This window comes from Microcoleus sp. CAWBG58 (assembly GCF_020883045.1).
GTDB lineage: Bacteria > Cyanobacteriota > Cyanobacteriia > Cyanobacteriales > Microcoleaceae > Microcoleus.
This window is the reverse complement of record NZ_JAHRFA010000034.1, coordinates 39,661-57,848: the sequence shown is the minus strand read 5'-3', so window position 1 is coordinate 57,848 and position 18,188 is coordinate 39,661. Positions and strand designations below refer to the sequence as shown.

Here is an 18,188-nt window from a genome sequence, read left to right as displayed (position 1 = left end):
GTTAGGCTAAGCTGTTAGGCTAAGCTGTTAGGCTAAGCTGTTAGGCTAAGCTGTTAGGCTAAGCTGTTAGGCTAAGCTGTTAGGCTAAGCTGTTAGGCTAAGCTGTTAGGCTAAGCTGTTAGGCTAAGCTGTTAGGCTAATAAATAGCAGCAGCATAATTTTGGGTGGGGCGGGCTTCTGGCTCGCCCCTTTTTTTATTAGGTAAAGAAAGTTCGGCAACGAGCAATGTACGGGATGTAACGGATTGTATAGAATAAGGCTTGAGTTATCGTCGCGAGAGAAGAAAGAAGAAGGAGAAGATAAAACTTCAACCCGCTCCCGGCGCGTGAGTGTTTGTTTGGCGTGCGAATTCCATTCACCCGGTCTTCTGTATATTTCAGAAATTTGAGATAAGTTATAAGTGATTGGGTTAAATTTCCATTCCCCATTACCCATTAGTGTCAACTTAACGTTAAATATACTGCCGATCTACTATTTGACCATTAGGCCTAGATCCCCCCTAACCCCCCCTTAAGAAGCTATGCTTTATAAACATCTTTCTTAACAATAAAGTTGACAAAAATCAACATCTGTGCTGTTAAACGAACGGGCGATCGCCCAGGAATGAGGTTAAAATGATCAATCAATGGGTAAGGGAAGAATTAGAAAAAACTGAATTGGGAGACGCAAGAAGGACAAATAGATTCATGAAAATTGTTTCTAATTTGAGCAATAAGCCAGAATCTAGCGTCCCAGAAGCTAGTGGAACGTGGGCAGAAACTAAGGCTACTTACGATTTCTGGGATTCACCATATATCAAACCCCACGAAGCTTAGGAAAGGACACGTATATGCGACGCTTTCAAGAATTAAAAATCATCAAATTATCTTGGCAATACAGGATACAACGGAATTAAATTATACTACGCATGAAGCAGTCAAAGGAGTCGGATATCTTGATAATAAATATGCTCATGGATTGAAAGTACATTCAAAGGAGGCAGCAACAACAGAGGGGCTACCATTAGGCATTATCGACCAAATTGTAGCGTGGCGTTTACTTTATATTACTTATCTAGCTCGTAGCGAGACTAATGTCAGTTGTGAAATTATGTTATTACCTCCGGAATGGCAGGCTCTTTATGCCAAAAATCATCACAAAAGTTATCCTCATTCTTACCCGCCAACTTTAGGAGAAGCGGTTGGTTGGATTGCTAAATTGGGAGGTTTTTTGGGAAGAAAACATGATGGTTTTCCGGGAGTTAAGACCTTGTGGCGTGGATTGAGAAGATTGGATGATATTATGATGGGTTGGCTGCTATTTAATCAACTTAAAACAACTTGAATTGGTATTTTGCCAGGGTGAAAATAGCTGTGATGACAAATTGTGTCGATGATGTAAGTGATAATTTTGGCAAACCGCCACCAATGGCAGAAAAACCTTAGATTGCTATTTGTCCAAAATGCGATCTCGGGGTTTTTACCGAGAGCACTTGAGCGAACTTATTGAAAGAGGGAGACATCAATGAACATTCTTTGCACCAGAATTCGTATTCGATCAGAATTTATCTCCCCAATAGCTCTTACACCAGTAGTTACTTTTGTCAACTTTCTTGTTAAGAAAGATGTTTATAAAGCATAGGACTGTCAGGGGGATAAGAGTCTTCTCTTTCGTCAACCCCTCTACTCCCCCATCCTCGGGGGATGCGAGGGGGTTCAGGCCTCAACGGTAAACGATAGATACAAAAGTTTTTAGGCGATTGTTGACACCTAATTATGCAGCGGGCGTCCGAAACACCGTTCAACAGTTGACAGTTGACAGTTTGACAGTTGACAGTTGACAGAAGGAGAGCGACCTCTACCCTTAAGTCAGAGGATTGGAGTAATGAATAGTCTGATTTTAATTTCTCCCTCAAAGGCGGGCGGGCTTTCAACCAATTCTTTCTGGTAAGCTTTCGCCAAAACTTGGAATTAATTATTAAATTCTAGGATTCGGACGCGGTGGCGTCGAGGGATGTTTGCCCGGTCATTTCAGAACACAGGCTAATTTAGATAAATGTTCACAATCAAAAGAAAGTAATGGTATTAACGTCAGAGACAGGCGATCGCGATGACAGCGACTGCGAATTAATTTACGCTCCGGCTTCGATTCAACCTCACGGCATCCTGTTGGTGGTAGAATCTACTGTGTTGAAGATTTTGCAAGTTAGCAATAATACTTTTAAGGCGATCGGCATTTACCCGCAAGAACTTTTGGGCAAGTTTTTACATGGATTTGTCGAGACTGAGGAAATTAAGGCGATTCAAAAAGCTTTATGTGAAAACAGCAATCAAACTAACGATATCAGCTTATCATTCAAAATTCAAAACCGCAAGTCTTTTTTTCATGGGACGCTGTATCAATTAAGTTCGGTATTAATTTTTGAACTAGAGCAGGTTGTTTCCCCAAAAGCGAGCAATTATTTCAATTCTTATCATTTAGTCCAAAAGCCGATCGACAAAATCCACAACACGCCAAACCTGCAATTGCTGTGTCAGACAGTGGTAGAAGAGGTGCGGAGGATGATTGGGTTCGATCGGGCGATCGTCTATCAATTTGATGCCACAGGTGCGGGAAAAGTCGTCGCCGAAGATAAAGCAGAAAATTTGGCTTCTTTATTGGGAATGCACTATCCGGCTGCCGATATTCCCCCGCAGGCTAGAAAGCAGTTCACCATGAATTTAATTCGGTTTATTCCCGATCTTCACTATCAGGCTGTAGAACTAATTCCTGAGTGCAATCCGCTGACGGGGCGCCCCCTGGATCTGGCATTTTCTTTGTTGAGAACAGTTTCGCCTTGCCACGTTCAATATCTCAAGAATATGAACATTGGCGCTAGCATGACCGTGACATTAATCAAAGATCGAACACTCTGGGGATTGATCGCCTGTCACCACCGAACACCAAAGTATATCAACTACGAAACCAGAACGGCTTGCGAAATGGTAGCAAAGTTTGTGAATCTAGAACTCAGCTACAAACAAGATAGCGAAGACCGGGACTATGCAATTAATTTAAAAGAAATTTGCCATAAATTTATTAGGGAAATTTCTCAAGAAAACTGCTTTGTAGAAGGTTTACTTAAATCCCCAGATGAATTGCTGGCCTTAGTGGGCGCTACCGGTGGGGTTGTGTGTGCCAACGAAAATTTGATCGCCATCGGAAAAACCCCGAAACTGCGAGAAATCGAAAACTTAATTGATTGGATAAAAACCAAAATAAATAAAAATGATGTTTTTTATACAGATTGTCTCTCAAAACTGTATCCGCCTGCCGAAAAATTGAAAGAAGTCGCTGGCGGTTTGCTGGTGCTTGCCATGTCTGAGATTGAAAATTATTACATTTTGTGGTTCCGTCCCGAAGCAATTCAAACTGTCAACTGGGCAGGCAAACCAGATTGGCCAATTGAATTTAAACCAGATGGTACCCCATTGATGTCTCCTCGCACTTCCTTTGAGTTGTGGCAAGAAACTGTGAGGTCAAAATCTTTGCCTTGGCAGCCTTGCGAAATCGAAATTGCCCGAGAACTGCGAGTTGCTATTGCTAGCATTGAGTTGCGGAAAATCAACCAGCAGCTCAACTTAGCTTTGTCGGCTACCAAAATCGGATTTTGGGACTGGGACATACAGAAAAATCGCATGGTTTGGTCGAGGGAACATGAAGAGTTGTTTGGATTGGCGCCTGGAACTTTTGGCGGAACAGATCAAAGTTTTGCAGCTTGCATTCACCCGGAAGATTTAAAAGCTTTGGAGAATGCTAGGAATCAGGCCCTCGCGGAGCGATCGGATTTTTGTCACGAACACCGCGTGATTTGGCCCGACGGCAGCATTCACTGGATGGAGAGGAAAGGTAAGTTTTTTTATAGCGAAACGGGCGAAGCTGTGCGGATGGTGGGCACAGTTACAGAAATTAGCGATCGCAAAGCTAAAGAATTACAGTTGCATTTGTTGGAATCAGTCATCACCACGACTAATGACGCGGTGTTAATTACCGAAGCTGAACCGATTGACGAACCGGGCCCGCGAATTCTGTATGTCAACCCAGCTTTCACGCGGATGACTGGCTATACGCTAGAAGAAGTTGTGGGCAAAACGCCGCGCATCTTGCAAGGAGCAAAAACAAATAGGGCAAGTCTCGATCGCATTCGGAGAGCTTTGAAAACCTGGCAGCCGGTGCGAGTTGACTTGATCAATTACCGCAAAGACGGGACGCAGTTTTGGGTAGAATTGAGCATTGTGCCGATCGCAGATGAAACTGGTTGGTTTACCCATTGGGTGGCAGTGCAGCGCGACATTAGCGATCGCAAACAAGCTGAAGCCGCCCTCCAACAGCTCAACGAACTCTTAGAAATGCGAGTTTTGCAGCGCACCAGAGAACTAGAAATTTCTCAAACAGAACTGCGGGAAAGCGAAGCTTTATTTCGTTCTCTGAGCGAGAGTTCTCCTGTCGGCATCTTCAAAATAGATGCTGAGGGGAAATGTACCTATACAAATCCGCGCTGTCAAGCAATTGGTGGCTTCACAGCCGCAGAAGCTTTAGGAGACGGCTGGATGCAGTTTGTTCACCCCGAAGATATCAAACTAATTCAGTCTAAGTGGTCGGAATTGCGATCGCCAGATGAAGAATTTTCCTGCGAATTCCGCCACATCCAGCCAGACGGAACCATCCGGTTTGGTCGGGTAAAAACAGCTCCGATTTTTGCCGACCGATGTCAACTAATAGGTCACGTCGGCACAGTCACAGATATCACAGAAAGTCGGGCAATTGAAAAAATGAAAAATGAGTTTATTTCCATTGTCAGCCACGAACTGCGAACGCCGCTGACCTCAATTCGCGGTTCTTTAGGTTTGCTGGCGGCTGGGGTGCTCAAAGATCGACCGGAAACTGCCAAACAGATGTTAGAAATTGCGTCAAGCGATACCGAACGGTTAGTGCGTTTGGTCAACGATATTCTCGATTTAGAGCGACTCGATTCGAGCCAAGTTACCATTGTTAAGCAGTGGTGCGATGCACAGGTTTTGATGCGGAAGTCTGCAGAAGCTGTGATGTCTGTGGCTGCTGAGAATAAGATTGATTTGTCGATTTTGCCTTCGTCGGCACAAATTTGGGCTGACCCGGACAGGATTGTGCAACTGCTGGTAAATTTGTTGAGCAATGCGATTAAATTTTCGGCTCCGGGGTGTACAGTAACTGTCAGGGTTGAAGATTTGGGCGATTCCCTACGGGATAGCTACGCTTCACGGGTTTTATTTGAAGTCAAAGATCGAGGGAGGGGGATTCCTGCTGATAAATTAGAAACTATCTTTGGACGGTTTCAACAGGTCGATGGTTCTGACTCCCGCCAAAAAGGAGGTACGGGTTTGGGTTTGGCTATCTGTCGCAGCATCGTGCAGCAGCACGGCGGCAGAATTTGGGCCGAAAGTGTTGTCTCTGAAGGTACGAGTTTCTATTTCACAGTGCCTGCACCGTTGGAAGGCGAAGGGGGGAAAGGTTAGATTGCTGTCATAAGAAAAAGCGATTGCTAAGAGGGTGTTTGACAAGTCCTTGCGTTGGTATCAAAACACCCGATCCCCCTAGCCCCCTTAAAAAGGCTACCGTGTACACACAACTTGCCAAAACCTGGCTGTGTCTGACACAACCCTTAGTCGGCAAGGTTTTTAGACAATCGAGATCGTTATCAATAGTTTTAAATTATTGATAATGGGTGACGGGAAATCAAGGATTAAAAAAATAAATTTCCGTTTTTTTTGGGTCAATTGATTTCCAACTCGACTTGTGTGTACACCGTAGCCTTAAAAAGGGGGAACCAGAATCCGGCTCAAAGTCCCCCTTCTTAAGGGGGATGCGAGGGGGATCGGGTGTTAATTGTGACAACCTTTGACTTTTCAAACATCCTCTAAGGTTCCTCGCAACGCGAAATCGGTTTTGACATTGCTTGGTTCTTGGTAATGTACAGCCAGTGTATGAGCTTGGGAGGGTTAATTGGTGTCAATTTAAAGTTTTATTTATCAAGGATATTATGTTTGAAGATTAGGTCTCGATCGCCCGCAGTTCAACCGCCCTACTCCCGCAACGATTCGGCTAGGCGTTACTCACATTTTTTGTAACAATTTTGAAAGCCTTGTTATCTAAGGGTTTCAAGCTGATTTAATTCCACAAACCTTGAAAATAAGACGCTTGTCTTTCTTGAAAAAAACTTGAGTTGATTGAGAAATGGTCGATCGAGGAATGGGGTTTGATAGCTTAGCGAGCGATCGCTCTCGCCTTTGTTAAGAAAGATGTGAATAACGCATAGCTTAAAAAGGGGCGACAAGATTGTTCTCTTTCGTTCCCCTTCTTAAGGGGGATGCCATAGGGTTCTTGCCTCGGCGATAAACGAGATATACAAAGGGTTTTATCCAGGTTGTTGACACCAATAGGGAGAGCTATATTTCAATACGCTTGGGATCCGAGAGCCGGGAAGTCAAAACTATGAAAAATAGATACGCTCGATTGATTTCATAAAAGATCGCGTTCACGTATAGCGTTCGTATCTTCGGACAACTCCTAACCCAAGTCTATTGAGATATATTTAGATTTTTAAATTTTTGGTTTAAGTAGGTGCATCTCGTGTGGGTAAGGTAACTACTCAATAACCGCTGGTAATTTTAGAGAATCTAAATGATATCCAACGATTTCACTCTCGTTTGGGCGTGACTTTCTGCTAATTTACCAGCGGTTCCGCAGGCTTTTTCAGCGGTTATTGAGCAGTTACTGCGTAAGTCCTGTTTCGGTTGACCACAATTTATTTAAAATAAGGGTTTTAATTATGTCAGCAAAGCAGATTCTGGTAATCGATGACGAACAAAACCTCTGTAGCGTGATTCAGGCTTGTCTAGAACATTTAGGTGGCTGGAGAGTGCTGATTTCGCCCGAGGCCAGCAAAGGATTGGTTTTAGCTGAAACTCAAGTCCCTGATGCTATTCTACTCGATGTAATGATGCCCGATATGGACGGAGTTACTTTGTTTGGTTTGCTGCAAAAAAATGCGACTACTCGAGAGATTCCGGTGATTTTTCTGACGGCTAAGGTGCAGGCAATGGATTTGAACGAGTTTGCTGATTTGGGGGTAGCAGGGGTGATTGCCAAGCCTTTCGATCCTTTGAGTTTGGCGCAGCAAGTTGCCGGAATTCTGGGTTGGGAAACGTTGCTTTAAGCTGGGGAAAAATGCAAGACAAGACTCGGCGGTTTCAACGGCACGCCAAACAAACGAAGTGTCCTCGGCCGACAAATTAATTAAGACTCTTGCTAAAATATCGCAATTATCTTGGTGAACCGGCTTTCTGCGTCCAGGAAAGTCCGAGTTTTCCGGGTGTTTTCAGAATTTCCTCATTTTTTTGATTTAGCTTTGAGATCGATCGGTGATTGGTTACTTCCAACCCTGATTCCCTAGAAGTTTCAGAGATAACCTCAGGGACTCGGGGTCTTTTGTTGCCCGTAAAGTCGATCGGCTTTCTGCGTATTTATACTTATATTAGTGTTATATAAATTACAGATTGTTGCTCGATCGACCAAATGGTTTAAGCCATACTCCCTAATACAGCGAAGTTGGTAGGGAAAAACCCGGTTTCTGCCTAAGTGTTATAATCCATGCTTTGAGCAAAATATATTGATTTAAAACAATGACGATCTTCATAATTTCCTCATATTTTTTAGATAATGTTTATCCCAGGTTCTTCAAGTGAAGGTCGCACTCTCAGTAGCATCCGGCTGCCAAAAAACGAACCTGTTGTCAGGAGAGTTTGGTGAGTGACGGTACTTTTGATTGAGGAGTGCGACAACACAACCAACCTGAATCAATCAGGGGTTAGGCACTGCATACCAACCAAACTGGGTTTTTCAACCGGAAAAGACTGGTTTCGGTGCAAGTATTCTAAGTGTTGGCAGGAAAAATCAATCAAAAATAAATTAATAACTGAGGATGTGATTCGTGCTGTCGAATAACGTCGAGAAAATAATAAGGTCATTTTGTCAAAAGCCAAACTCGCAATTACGACGAATAGGCAAAGCGAAGTCTGATTCAACAGTTGACAGTTGACCTGGGACAGTTGACCTGGGACAGTTTAAAAGCGACCTCTACCTAGAAGTCAGAGGATTGGAGTAATGAATAGTCTGATTTTAATTTCTCCCTCAAAGGGAGAGGCTTTCAACCAATTCTTTCTGGTAAGTTTTTTAAAGAGTGTGGAGATTTCTCAAATGTCATATCAGCTATCTTCTCAAGGTAACAACCAAATCTTGTGCTATTACGCCAATACTACTAACCAAATTCAGGTTTTACGGATTGGAAACATTCCTAACTGGTACTTTGAAAGAGTGATGTTTCCGGGGCAGCAAATGATGTTTGAAGCTGCGGCAACAGCAGTATTAGAAATTCATACAGGCGCGGTGGCAAGTGCTATTTTATCGGACAATATTCCCTGCTACGTGCTGCGGGTTATAGAAGAGGTAAGTTCTGAGTTCGATCGGGTTATTCCGGAAGCAAAATATGCGGTATTAGCGCGCTAAAGTTCCGAAGAAATGAGACGAACTGGATCGGGGGCAACAAATATCTAAGTTCAGTAGTATTTGGGAAATTGGGAAAATGCAGAAAAATCTTGTCAATATCACCTTGGGCGTAGTCACAGAGGAAGTAGAAATTATCTTGGGATCTTATCCCAACCATCCCCACCAACAGGTTTTTTCACACTCGGGCTTGCGGCAGGATTTAATTGCTTACGTGCTGAGCAGAGTTCCTAATAAATATACTGCGATCGACTCCGGCGAGTCTGTGTCGAACCAGACAATTCAGGTTCGCTGTTCTTCAGAACAGTTGCTACAGATAGAAAATTTGATTCATGCTGGCATTTGCGACTTGCTGCATTCCTATCAGAAGGTAGATTATCGCGTTTGGGAAGAAGTTAAATTCGATTCTAGAGTTGCTAGTTGGTTTAGATAGTTTGTGGCAATTGAGGGAGATGCCGAGAGCCTCGGCACTCTCGATCGCCCGATCGAGCTAAAATTGTCTGTACGCAGAGGTTGCATTCAACACTTTTGGTAATCGCGGCAGCCCTCGCAGGGGCCATTGGGGTTGACAGCACAGCGCAGAATTTCCGATCGAGCGTTAAAGTGGCAGCTAGCAACTCCGATAACCCAGATGCCGCTGACAAATGTTCTTTCCATCGGCAGTGTGGCAGACTGCACGTACAAGGCAATTTTTTGCAGTTGGTAGCGCCCGAATTTGAGTTGATAGCGGTGGTGGCGTTCCAAGACAGCGTAGGTTTTTCCCTCTAAATCGAGATAGTTCCCCGGTTGCGGCGTCCAATCTAGCCGAATGCTACCTAGAGATTGGCGGGGGTGAGAGAGTCATAACTAAATAACAAATTTGCTGGGCATCACCGGACAATCTGCTATAACAGAACAAGAGTTGAGGAAAAAGCTATTGTCAGGTACGTCCCACCCAAAGAAGCTTCGTCCATCCTTGGAGTCAACGAAAGAACTCTCCGACGTTGGGAAGAAGCAGGCAAAATCCAAGCAATAAGAACACCGTCAGGGCAAAGAAGGTATAACGTTGACAGGTTTGCCGCTCTATCCACTAGAACCGACAACCGGATGGCTGTTGTCTACGCCAGAGTCAGTAGTCGCGCACAACAGCCCGACCTTAATCGACAAGTCGCCCACCTTAGTAGTCTCTACCCGGAAGCCGAAATCTGTAGCGAAATTGGAGGAGGACTTAATTTCAAACGGAAAAAGCTTCTTGCCCTATTGGAACGCATCCTCAAAGGAGATGTGCGAATGGTTGTCGTTGCCCCGTCAGACCGATTGGCAAGATTCGGCTTTGACTTGTTCAAATGGCTTTGTGAGCAAAACCGGTGTGAACTCGTGGTACTCAACGAAACAAACCTTAGTCCAGAGCAAGAAATGGTTGAAGACATCCTGGCAATCCTCCACTGCTTTAGTAGTAGACTCTACGGACTCAGAAAGTATAAATCTCAAATCAAAGAAGATCCGGATCTACCCGAGTCAGGAATTAAATAAAGTCTGGCGAAAATGGCTAGCAGCCTGTCGTTATTGTTTCAATCAAGCAATAGCAATGCAACGAAAAAAGCGCTTAAGCAAGCTGGAATTACGTAACTCTGTGATGCGAGGTGATTTACCAGAATGGATAAAAGAAACACCTTGTCATATCAGGCAGAACGCTATTTTTGATGCTCATCGAGCATTTAAGGCTAGTTCAGACGCCAAGTTTCGTAGCATCAGAGATTACTCTCAAACCATCAAATTTAACGATACAAATTTCACCAAAGGCACTTGGTATTCTTCCTTGACAAAAGGATTAACCTATCATACTTCTGAGGAGATTCCCGATCGACATCGAGGCACTCAGTTGTTATACTGCAAGGGTCGCTGGTTTGCGGTGTTCCCTGTGCCAGTTACTTTACACCCTACCGATGCAACGGGAATTATTGCGTTAGATCCGGGCGTGAGAACATTTATGACCGGATTTGATGGCAATAAATTCATAGAGTGGGGAGGTGGTGACATGGGACGAATTGCTCGTCTGTGCCAACACTTAGATAACTTAATGAGCCGAATATCTCAAGCCCAGAAACGGCGCCGAAAACGGATGAGACAAGCGGCTCATCGTATGAGAATACGGATTCGGAATTTAGTAGACGAATGCCAGAAACAAACCGCTTGCTATTTAACTAGCAACTATCGAATCATATTTCTTCCTACTTTTGAGTCTTCCCAAATGGTAGCCAAGGCACGAAGAAAGATTCGTTCAAAAACTGCTAGAGCCATGTTGACATGGGCGCATTATAGATTCAAGCAAACCATCAAACATCAGGCAAATATCAGAAACGTCAGCGTGATTGATGTCACTGAAGAATACACGTCTAAAACTTGTACCCATTGTGGTCATGTGCATCAAAAGTTAGGTGGTTCTAAAGTGTTTACTTGCCCAGAATGTGGCTACTCAATCCCACGGGATTATAATGGCGCTTTTGGTATTTTACTGAAAGCTTTGCGGGATACCGCCTCTATCTCCTATGAGGGTGATAGTGCTATCGTTGCTTTGTCCGGTAATCGCCGGGTAACTGTCGCGTAAATGTATCAGAATCACCTCTACGGGTAAAGTATTTTGTTCCATGTGGCGGTGCGGCAAGCGAGTACAAGCTGATGGTATCGCAATCGCAGGTTCGATCGAGAGGCGGTGGAGATTCTCAACTCAATTTTAAGGGTTTGGGGGACTTGGGGTGCGATCTGTTTGGTTCGATCGTTCGGACTTCAGTCCTCTGATTTTATGAGGACTGAAGTCCTCACTACAAACCTTTAACGGCATTTTATGAAATCAAAATCCCCAAAAATAATTCATTCCTTCCATGATGCCCCCAGCGCAAGCAGAGCCAGCTAAATAATGATTTGTTGTGCCATATTTGCGATGCCATGCTAAGAGTTCTGACATAGCGTTAGCAACGATTATTCCCCGAACATCCTGTTCAAACATACTAATATCATTGCCAGAATCGCCGCAAACTAATGTTGTGTCCGATGGAATTTGGAGGTGCTGTTGTAAATAAGTTAGGGCATTGCCTTTATTGCTAGTTTTTGGTAAGATATCTAGATCGCGATTGCTGCTAAAAATGATTTGAGCTGCTAGTCCCGATGTAGTTAATTTTTGCTGCAATTCCTGGAGAATCGAGCTGTTGTCTGCTTCGGGTTCCAGACAATAACTGATTTTCCAAGGATTTTGTTCTGTTAGGGATTGGGGTTTAAGCTGCTTAAACTGTTGAGCTAAAGAGGCGATCGCAATTTTATCCCAGTTTTGAGAAATATATTCCGCCCAATCTAAATCGAGGGTGGCATTTTGGTAAATCTCGCTGCCTACACCTGCGATCGTATAGTCGGGGGCTAGCAGTTGCTTTTGGGAAATTAACTCGCAGGTTGAAGCATGGGAACGCCCGGTAGCGTAAACTAAACAAATTTGCGATCGCTTTGATTGCAAGTGCTGGTTTAAAAGTTGAGTTGCTTCGTCATCTCCGACTAATGTGTTGTCTAAATCTGTCACTAATAAGAATTTCATTTTGATAATTGTTCAGTTGACTGTTGACTGTTGACTGTTGACAAAGGAAGGAAGAGGATTGGAGTAATCAATAGTCTGATTTTAATTTTTCCCGATCGGGGTTGGGGCTTTCAACCAATTCTTTCTGGTAATTCCTTAATTATCAGAATAAAATTATAGCGGTTCTCAAAAAAGTGAGATATGCCCAATGCCCTGTTTGGCCAATGCCCTGTTTGGCCTTCTTCCCAATGCCCTATGCCCAATGCCCTGTTTGGCCTTCTTCCCAATGCCCAATGCCCAATGCCCTATGCCCAATGCCCTATGCCCATTAGTACCTCATCTTTTAGCTGCGGGAGTCTGTAGCGAGGAAAGGCGGGTAGGGGTTGAGGTGGAAGTGTCGCAGCTATCGGGGAGAAGGGCTGGCGGATTGATTGATTGATTGATTGATTGATTGATTGATTGAATTGTCGATCGAGCTTTATGACAAGATACAGCAAAGGGCGATCGCAGCAACAGCCCCAAAAGTAAGGGGGGCAATTCGTGAATTGCCCCCAAATGAGTTAGAAATTGCAAACTTTCCTCAGTCTGAAAAAGCTACTGAAGTCGGTACAGTGCCAACATTAGCAGCCAGACTGACACCTCTGATCTCCTTAGTATACAACAAGAGGCGACAGAAGTCATAGGATTTGAGATTTTAGATTTGGGAATGACTGATATGGTGTTCGCTGGATTAACCGCACTACAAACCATTTTTTCTCGTAGTGCGGACTTCATATCGTTTCCGGTTGCATCGGAATGATTTAACCGCGAAGGCGCAAAGGACGCAAAGGAAGAGAAGAGAGAGATTAATACAGGACGATGAAGGGCGGATTTGATATCAGTCCGTAAAATGCTGCGGACTGAAGTCCGCACTACAAACCTTTTTTGTTATGGTAATCGATCGGACATGATATGATTAGTATCTGTAGGCTGCGTGGCAGAAATATCGTATCAAAAAAAGATCGAAAATCGAGCTACGCAAAGCGCGAAAATATTTGATAAAACAACCCTCCATTTCACTTGGTCTAAAGTTTGTGTTTGTTGTAGCAAGATTTTTTTTTGCTTGGTATTTAGAGCGACAATTGTACAAAGTGGAAGATACGAGCTTATTTGATTGGAAGTTCGATGATAAATTCAGTGCCTTTCCCAGGTTCCGAGAGGCACTGCAATTTACCTTTGTGTTTTTCAACCACAATTTGATGCGAAATTGACAAGCCCAAACCTGTGCCTTTACCTACGGGCTTTGTCGTGAAAAATGGGTCAAATAAACGCACGATATTATCTTGGGGAATTCCCGGGCCGTTGTCTGAGATGCGAATACAAATTCTATTGTTATCAATCATTTCTGTTTTGATGGTGATTGTTGGAAAATTTGAATTGGGGGTATTTATGGCTGGGCTGCTGCTTTCTTCTAAAGCGTCGATTGCATTTGCCAAGATATTCATAAATACCTGATTGAGCTGTCCGGGATGGCATGGTATTTTTGGCAGTTCTCCGTATTGTTTAATTACTTCAATTCCCTGCCAGTGTGCCTTGGCTTTCAGCCTGCTGTTCAACATTAACAAGGTACTTTCTAAACCTTCGTGAAGGTCTGCAGGCTTGAATTTAGCTTCGTCTGCCCGGGAAAAATTGCGGAGAGTTTGAATGATTTCTACAATTCGATCGCATCCTGTGTGCATTGAATCCAGCAATTTTGGCAGGTCTTCTGCTAAAAATTCTAAGTCTATATCTTCAGCTTGTTTCTGAATTTTGGCTGGGGGATTCGGCAATTCTTCTCGATACATCTGCACGATGTCTAGTAAGTCGAGAACGTAGCCGCGGACGTGGCAGAGGTTGCCGGCGACAAAGCCAACTGGGTTGTTAATTTCGTGGGCAATTCCTGCTAGCACTTGTCCGAGGGAAGACATTTTTTCGGTTTGGACTAACTGCATTTGAGTTTGTTGCAATTCGCGCAAAGCTGCTTGCAATTCCTGGGATTTTTGTCGATCGCGCGCAGCAGCCACAGCCCTTTCTTCTTCAACTCCGATCGCCCCAGCGATAATTCCGATCAGCTTGCAGTCGGCTTCTGTGGGTGCGATCGACTCGGTGTAGATTACGCACACCACACCTACGTAATTCTCTCCCAGCCTGACTGCTTGTCCCAAATAGCTTTTGAGTTGGTAGCGGATGACAGCGGGATCGATTTCGCCGTAGATGGTGTTCTGCAAGTCAGGAATGACCACAGCCCGATCGCTGGCTTGGTGGCAGACATCGGTACAAATGTGGCCTTCGGCGCGATCGACCTCTGGGTAATCGGGCGGCGCTTGCCAAGTCGCGATCGCGCGCAGCAGCCCGCCACCGACGTGGCTGTAGATGGCGCTGCTGCCGCCCAAAAGCTCGCCGGCTAAGGATGTCAGGCGCTGAATGTTGTCGGCGGCGTCGGTGGTGAATCCCAAAAAGCACTCGTTGATTTTGCTGAGGCGGTACTCTGCTTGTCTGCGCGCCGTCATGTCGCGGGAGTTGATCGCAATTCCGTTCACAGCGGGGTCTGCTAGCAAGTTGATGCCGACTCCTTCGAGAAAACACCAAGAACCGTCAGGGCGCCGGAACCGACCTTTGAGGGCGATCGGATCGCCGGGATTTGCGAGCAGTTTTTCGCCGTCGGAAATCGCCGAGGGCAGGTCATCAGGGTGAATGAAATCGAGGGCAATTTGACCGATGAGTTCCTCTGGTTCGTAGTCCAAGACTGTTTCTACAGAAGGGCTTTCGTAAACAATGCGACCGCAGGCGTCGAGAATGGTTATGATGTCGGAACTGTTGAGAATTAGCGATCGCCATTTAGCTTCATTTTGCAGTAAAGCTGATTCGGCAAGTTTGCGATCGGTAATATCCTCTACCATTTCCAAAATAAACTGTGGCGTTTTGAGACTGCTGTGGATGACAGAGGCGCTGAGGCGTCCCCACCTGATGCTGCCGTCTGGGCGGAGGTAGCGCTTCTCGATTTGGTAAGCTTCGCGCGATCCTGAGGCCAACTGTTGGCGCAAGTGGCGATCGGACTTTGCGTCTTCCGGATGCGCCCAGTCGTCGATGCCGGCGCCGCGCAGTTGGGCTTCCGATCGCCCCAGCATAGCTTGAAATGCCGGATTAGTCGCGATCGCCACGCCTTCGAGGGTAGCCACTGCCATGCCGATCGCAGCGCGTTCAAAAATTGCCCGAAACCGCTGTTCGCTGTCCCGCAAAGCTGCCTCTGCTTCTACTTCCTGAGTGATGTCCCGCCCCGCCACTGCCATGCCTTTACGCGAACCGTCGGGGTTAAACAGCGGCACTTTCCGCACTTCAAACCAATTGCTGCCGCCTGTAGGTAAGGAGACAACTTGGCGGGTGCAAGTCAGAGTACCCGCTTTCCAGGTAGTTTCCTCGGTTTCTTGCCAAGTTAGCAGGATTTCTCTGACTCTCGGATCGGCAGTAGCAGCAAGTTCGGCGGTAGTTTTGCCCTGATAGTCGGAGGTTTCCCAGCCCAAAAGTTGGAGGGCGCAGTCGTTAGCAATCAGCCAGCGCCCCTCGCTGTCTGTGAGGTTGACGGCGTCGGGTACGGCATCGATCGCGGTTTTCAGCCAATATTCTCGATCGCGCAGGGCTGCTTCAGCGCGCTTGCGATCGGCGATTTCGGCGACGGTTCCTTCGTAGTAAAGGAGTTCGCCATTTTCGCCCTCAACTTCGCGCACGTTTTCCGAGATCCAGGTAGTGCTGCCGTCCCGGCGGAGTATGCAGGACTCAAACTCTTTCAGGGAGCCTTTTTTGGTAATAGTAGCGACGAATTGAGCGCGGCGGGTGCGATCGACATAAAGGTTTGTTGCCGAACATTTTGCGATCAGTTCTGATGGAGAATCGTAGCCGTAGATGCGGGCGAGTGCCGGGTTGGCGCTGAGGTAGCGCCCGTCTGGGGCGATTTGAAATATGCCTTCGGTGGCGTTTTCAAAGATGCTGCGGTATTTTGCCTCGGCTTGTTTGAGGGCTTCTTCTGCTTGAATGCGATCGGTGATCTCAGCTTGGACGCCGATGAAGTGGGTAACGGTGCCGCTGCTATCGCGCACCGGTGAGATGGTGAGTTCGTTCCAGAAGGTGGTGCCGTCTTTGCGGTAGTTTTTGAGAACTACTTTGCAGTCGTGTTGTTCTCGCAGGGCTGCGCGGATGCGATCGACGGCTGCGCGATCGGTATCGGGGCCTTGCAGGAAACGGCAGTTGTGTCCGATGATTTCGCTGCGATCGTAGCCTGTAATCTTCTCGAAGGCTGGGTTGCAGTAGACGATTGGGTTATCCGGCTGTGTAGCGTCCGCGATCGCGATGCCGTTGCTGGTAGCTGCCAGGGCGCGATCGTACAGCCTCCATACTTCTTCTATTAAATTCGGTGCATTGGGGCCGGTACGATTCGGCGATAGATTGTCAAAAGGAATACTTATATCGATCTGCATAAGTTTTTATAGATTGAGTTTATTATCGATCGCGATCGGCAGCATACCCTGCAATATTAACAAAAATTTCCTATTTTCTTATATAGCCTTTCTCAAAAAGATGAGGTATGACTGACAGCTTACATAACCGCTTAAATGTATAGGGTTCTCTTCCCAACAACGTCCGCGAATATGAGAGCTAGATCCGCTATATGTCGAAGTTACAAAGTCATTCTCCAAAATTTGTGCATTAAATTATACCAACAATAAATCAGTGTGCCGGGTTTTTCTTGCCTTCTACCTTGTACTTTTTGCATTCAAAAGACTCTTACCCGTTAACTTATAATAGTTGTTGTCGCGCTTTCTCTATCCCTGGTATAGTTTATACCATTTGAGATTTTAGACATTAGATTGAGACTTGCTGATGAATCTCGCAGTTGGGAGTTTACCTACAGTTGCATTCATTTTTAAAACTAATATTAATTAACAGCGTTTAGTCGGCTTACTGCTGCCGGCAATAAAGTTTTACCTCTAGAGCCAAAATAGAGACTCCGGCTCTAGTGAAATATTTTTAATCAAATCTTTTTTAGTTGTTAAACGATCCAAACTATTCTCAAAAAAACCGAGTCAAGATTAATTTTGAACGATCGCAGCCAGTTCGGAAATATCATCGATCGCAAAAGTCGGTGCTAGGGCGAGACACTCAGCGCGATCGCCATATCCGTAAGCCGCCCAACAAACATCTATCCCAGCATTTTTAGCAAACAGCAAATCAACCGCTGTATCGCCAACCATTAACATTTGACTGTTATCCAAATCCGGGAACAGGGGTTTAATTATCGAGTGGAAAACACTCGGATTTGGCTTTTGAATAATTTGTCCGTCATCACCTAAAATTAAATCAAAAAAACCGTTAATTCTCAACTTTTCCAGGAACAAATTAACAAAATTAACGTGTTTGTTGCTGAAAACTCCCAGACTCAATTCTGACTTACTTGCTACCTGCAATACTTGCTTTGTCCCGGGAAATAAATCAAGCTGCTTTTCACCTTCCGTCCGATAAAAAGAGCGGTAAGTTTCAACCCATTCCGGAATTGCGCTTTCCTCGATCGCCGGATGGAGGATTTTGAAAGTATTTGGTAAATTAATGCCGATCGTCGCTTGAATTATCTCTGCCTCAGGCGGTATGTTACCAAAACTTTCAAAAGTTTTAGTAATGCAAGATATAATGGCTTTATGAGTAATTGCCAAAGTGCCGTCGAAGTCGAAAATAATTAACTTGTACTGACTCATATTCAAAATTCCCTAGATAGCAACATGAGGCTGAAAACGATGATACAATAGAATTGTCAATCTATAAATAACAATAAACGGGTTGCATCGGGAGTTTGGGAAATATATCGCTCCGGGGCGAAGCATGACCGCAGTGAATATGAGATTATAACTAATAACTTATATGCGGTCATGCTTCTTCAGGCTTCAAAGTTGAGATGCACCCAATAAACCAGTATACTATTACTCAATTAAGTAATGTGTGCTGGCAATTACATTTTTCCCAATTACCGATTACCAATCCTGCCGAATTTAAGTGAATGCCGATAATCTTTCAACATTCAAGA

At 45.0% G+C, this 18,188-nt stretch carries 11 protein-coding genes and 2 pseudogenes; 9 read left to right on the top strand and 4 right to left on the bottom strand.

What is annotated here, in order from left to right; translation table 11 throughout:
* The first annotated feature begins 614 nt into the window (after window positions 1-614).
* From QZ918_RS16870 to QZ918_RS16850, 5 genes and pseudogenes are all read left to right on the top strand, one after another.
* Window positions 615-1,323 (top strand): annotated as a pseudogene (locus tag QZ918_RS16870) (IS4/Tn5 family transposase DNA-binding protein).
* Between the two features lie 734 nt (window positions 1,324-2,057).
* Window positions 2,058-5,513: a PAS domain S-box protein gene (locus QZ918_RS16865; RefSeq protein ID WP_293336915.1), complete on the top strand. Its 3,456-nt coding sequence runs from the start codon at window positions 2,058-2,060 to the stop codon at window positions 5,511-5,513.
* A 1,313-nt stretch (window positions 5,514-6,826) separates the two neighbouring features.
* Window positions 6,827-7,213 (top strand): response regulator, encoded by a 387-nt coding sequence (locus QZ918_RS16860; RefSeq protein ID WP_293154432.1) that lies wholly within the window; start codon window positions 6,827-6,829, stop codon window positions 7,211-7,213.
* Between the two features lie 947 nt (window positions 7,214-8,160).
* Entirely contained in the window at window positions 8,161-8,562 is a 402-nt protein-coding gene (locus tag QZ918_RS16855; RefSeq protein ID WP_293154435.1) for a DUF1830 domain-containing protein, read from the top strand.
* 76 nt (window positions 8,563-8,638) lie between these two features.
* On the top strand, window positions 8,639-8,992 hold the full coding sequence (locus QZ918_RS16850; RefSeq protein WP_293154438.1) for a late competence development ComFB family protein: 354 nt from the start codon (window positions 8,639-8,641) through the stop codon (window positions 8,990-8,992).
* An 86-nt stretch (window positions 8,993-9,078) separates the two neighbouring features.
* Here QZ918_RS16850 and QZ918_RS16845 read toward each other — a convergent pair.
* Window positions 9,079-9,399, bottom strand: a pseudogene (locus tag QZ918_RS16845) (DUF6464 family protein); the annotation flags it as partial.
* 75 nt (window positions 9,400-9,474) lie between these two features.
* On the opposite strand from QZ918_RS16845, the gene QZ918_RS16840 reads away from it, so the two are divergent.
* Both QZ918_RS16840 and QZ918_RS16835 read left to right on the top strand, forming a co-directional pair.
* Entirely contained in the window at window positions 9,475-10,071 is a 597-nt protein-coding gene (locus tag QZ918_RS16840) for an IS607 family transposase (protein WP_293336949.1), read from the top strand.
* Window positions 9,959-11,146 carry an RNA-guided endonuclease InsQ/TnpB family protein gene (locus tag QZ918_RS16835; RefSeq protein ID WP_293336947.1) on the top strand — a complete coding sequence of 396 codons (1,188 nt, stop codon included), beginning with the start codon at window positions 9,959-9,961 and terminating at the stop codon, window positions 11,144-11,146. Before QZ918_RS16840 ends, QZ918_RS16835 begins: the two co-directional genes overlap by 113 nt.
* 243 nt (window positions 11,147-11,389) lie before the next feature.
* Here QZ918_RS16835 and QZ918_RS16830 read toward each other — a convergent pair whose 3' ends face one another.
* A complete protein-coding gene (locus tag QZ918_RS16830) occupies window positions 11,390-12,121 on the bottom strand; it encodes a sucrose-phosphate phosphatase (protein ID WP_293336913.1) in 732 nt (243 codons plus the stop codon).
* A gap of 286 nt (window positions 12,122-12,407) precedes the next feature.
* Between QZ918_RS16830 and QZ918_RS16825 the strand changes: the two genes are divergently transcribed.
* Window positions 12,408-12,539 carry a hypothetical protein gene (locus tag QZ918_RS16825; protein ID WP_293336911.1) on the top strand — a complete coding sequence of 44 codons (132 nt, stop codon included), beginning with the start codon at window positions 12,408-12,410 and terminating at the stop codon, window positions 12,537-12,539.
* A gap of 16 nt (window positions 12,540-12,555) precedes the next feature.
* Window positions 12,556-12,783: a hypothetical protein gene (locus QZ918_RS16820; protein ID WP_293336909.1), complete on the top strand. Its 228-nt coding sequence runs from the start codon at window positions 12,556-12,558 to the stop codon at window positions 12,781-12,783.
* Between the two features lie 462 nt (window positions 12,784-13,245).
* Here QZ918_RS16820 and QZ918_RS16815 read toward each other — a convergent pair whose 3' ends face one another.
* Together QZ918_RS16815 and QZ918_RS16810 are read right to left on the bottom strand one after the other, a co-directional pair.
* A complete protein-coding gene (locus QZ918_RS16815) occupies window positions 13,246-16,590 on the bottom strand; it encodes a PAS domain S-box protein (protein WP_293336907.1) in 3,345 nt (1,114 codons plus the stop codon).
* 612 nt (window positions 16,591-17,202) lie between these two features.
* Window positions 17,203-17,862, bottom strand: a complete 660-nt coding sequence (locus tag QZ918_RS16810) for an HAD family hydrolase (RefSeq protein WP_293336905.1) — start codon at window positions 17,860-17,862, stop codon at window positions 17,203-17,205.
* Between the last annotated feature and the right edge of the window lie 326 nt (window positions 17,863-18,188).

What these genes read in the sequence shown, in the direction of transcription:
- QZ918_RS16860 (WP_293154432.1), top strand. Translation starts at nt 6,827, where the DNA reads ATGTCAGCAAAGCAGATTCTGGTAATCGATGACGAACAAAACCTCTGT.
- QZ918_RS16810 (WP_293336905.1), bottom strand. Translation starts at nt 17,862, where the DNA reads ATGAGTCAGTACAAGTTAATTATTTTCGACTTCGACGGCACTTTGGCA.
- QZ918_RS16825 (WP_293336911.1), top strand. Translation starts at nt 12,408, where the DNA reads ATGCCCAATGCCCTATGCCCATTAGTACCTCATCTTTTAGCTGCGGGA.
- QZ918_RS16850 (WP_293154438.1), top strand. Translation starts at nt 8,639, where the DNA reads ATGCAGAAAAATCTTGTCAATATCACCTTGGGCGTAGTCACAGAGGAA.
- QZ918_RS16830 (WP_293336913.1), bottom strand. Translation starts at nt 12,121, where the DNA reads ATGAAATTCTTATTAGTGACAGATTTAGACAACACATTAGTCGGAGAT.
- QZ918_RS16855 (WP_293154435.1), top strand. Translation starts at nt 8,161, where the DNA reads ATGAATAGTCTGATTTTAATTTCTCCCTCAAAGGGAGAGGCTTTCAAC.
- QZ918_RS16815 (WP_293336907.1), bottom strand. Translation starts at nt 16,590, where the DNA reads ATGCAGATCGATATAAGTATTCCTTTTGACAATCTATCGCCGAATCGT.
- QZ918_RS16865 (WP_293336915.1), top strand. Translation starts at nt 2,058, where the DNA reads ATGGTATTAACGTCAGAGACAGGCGATCGCGATGACAGCGACTGCGAA.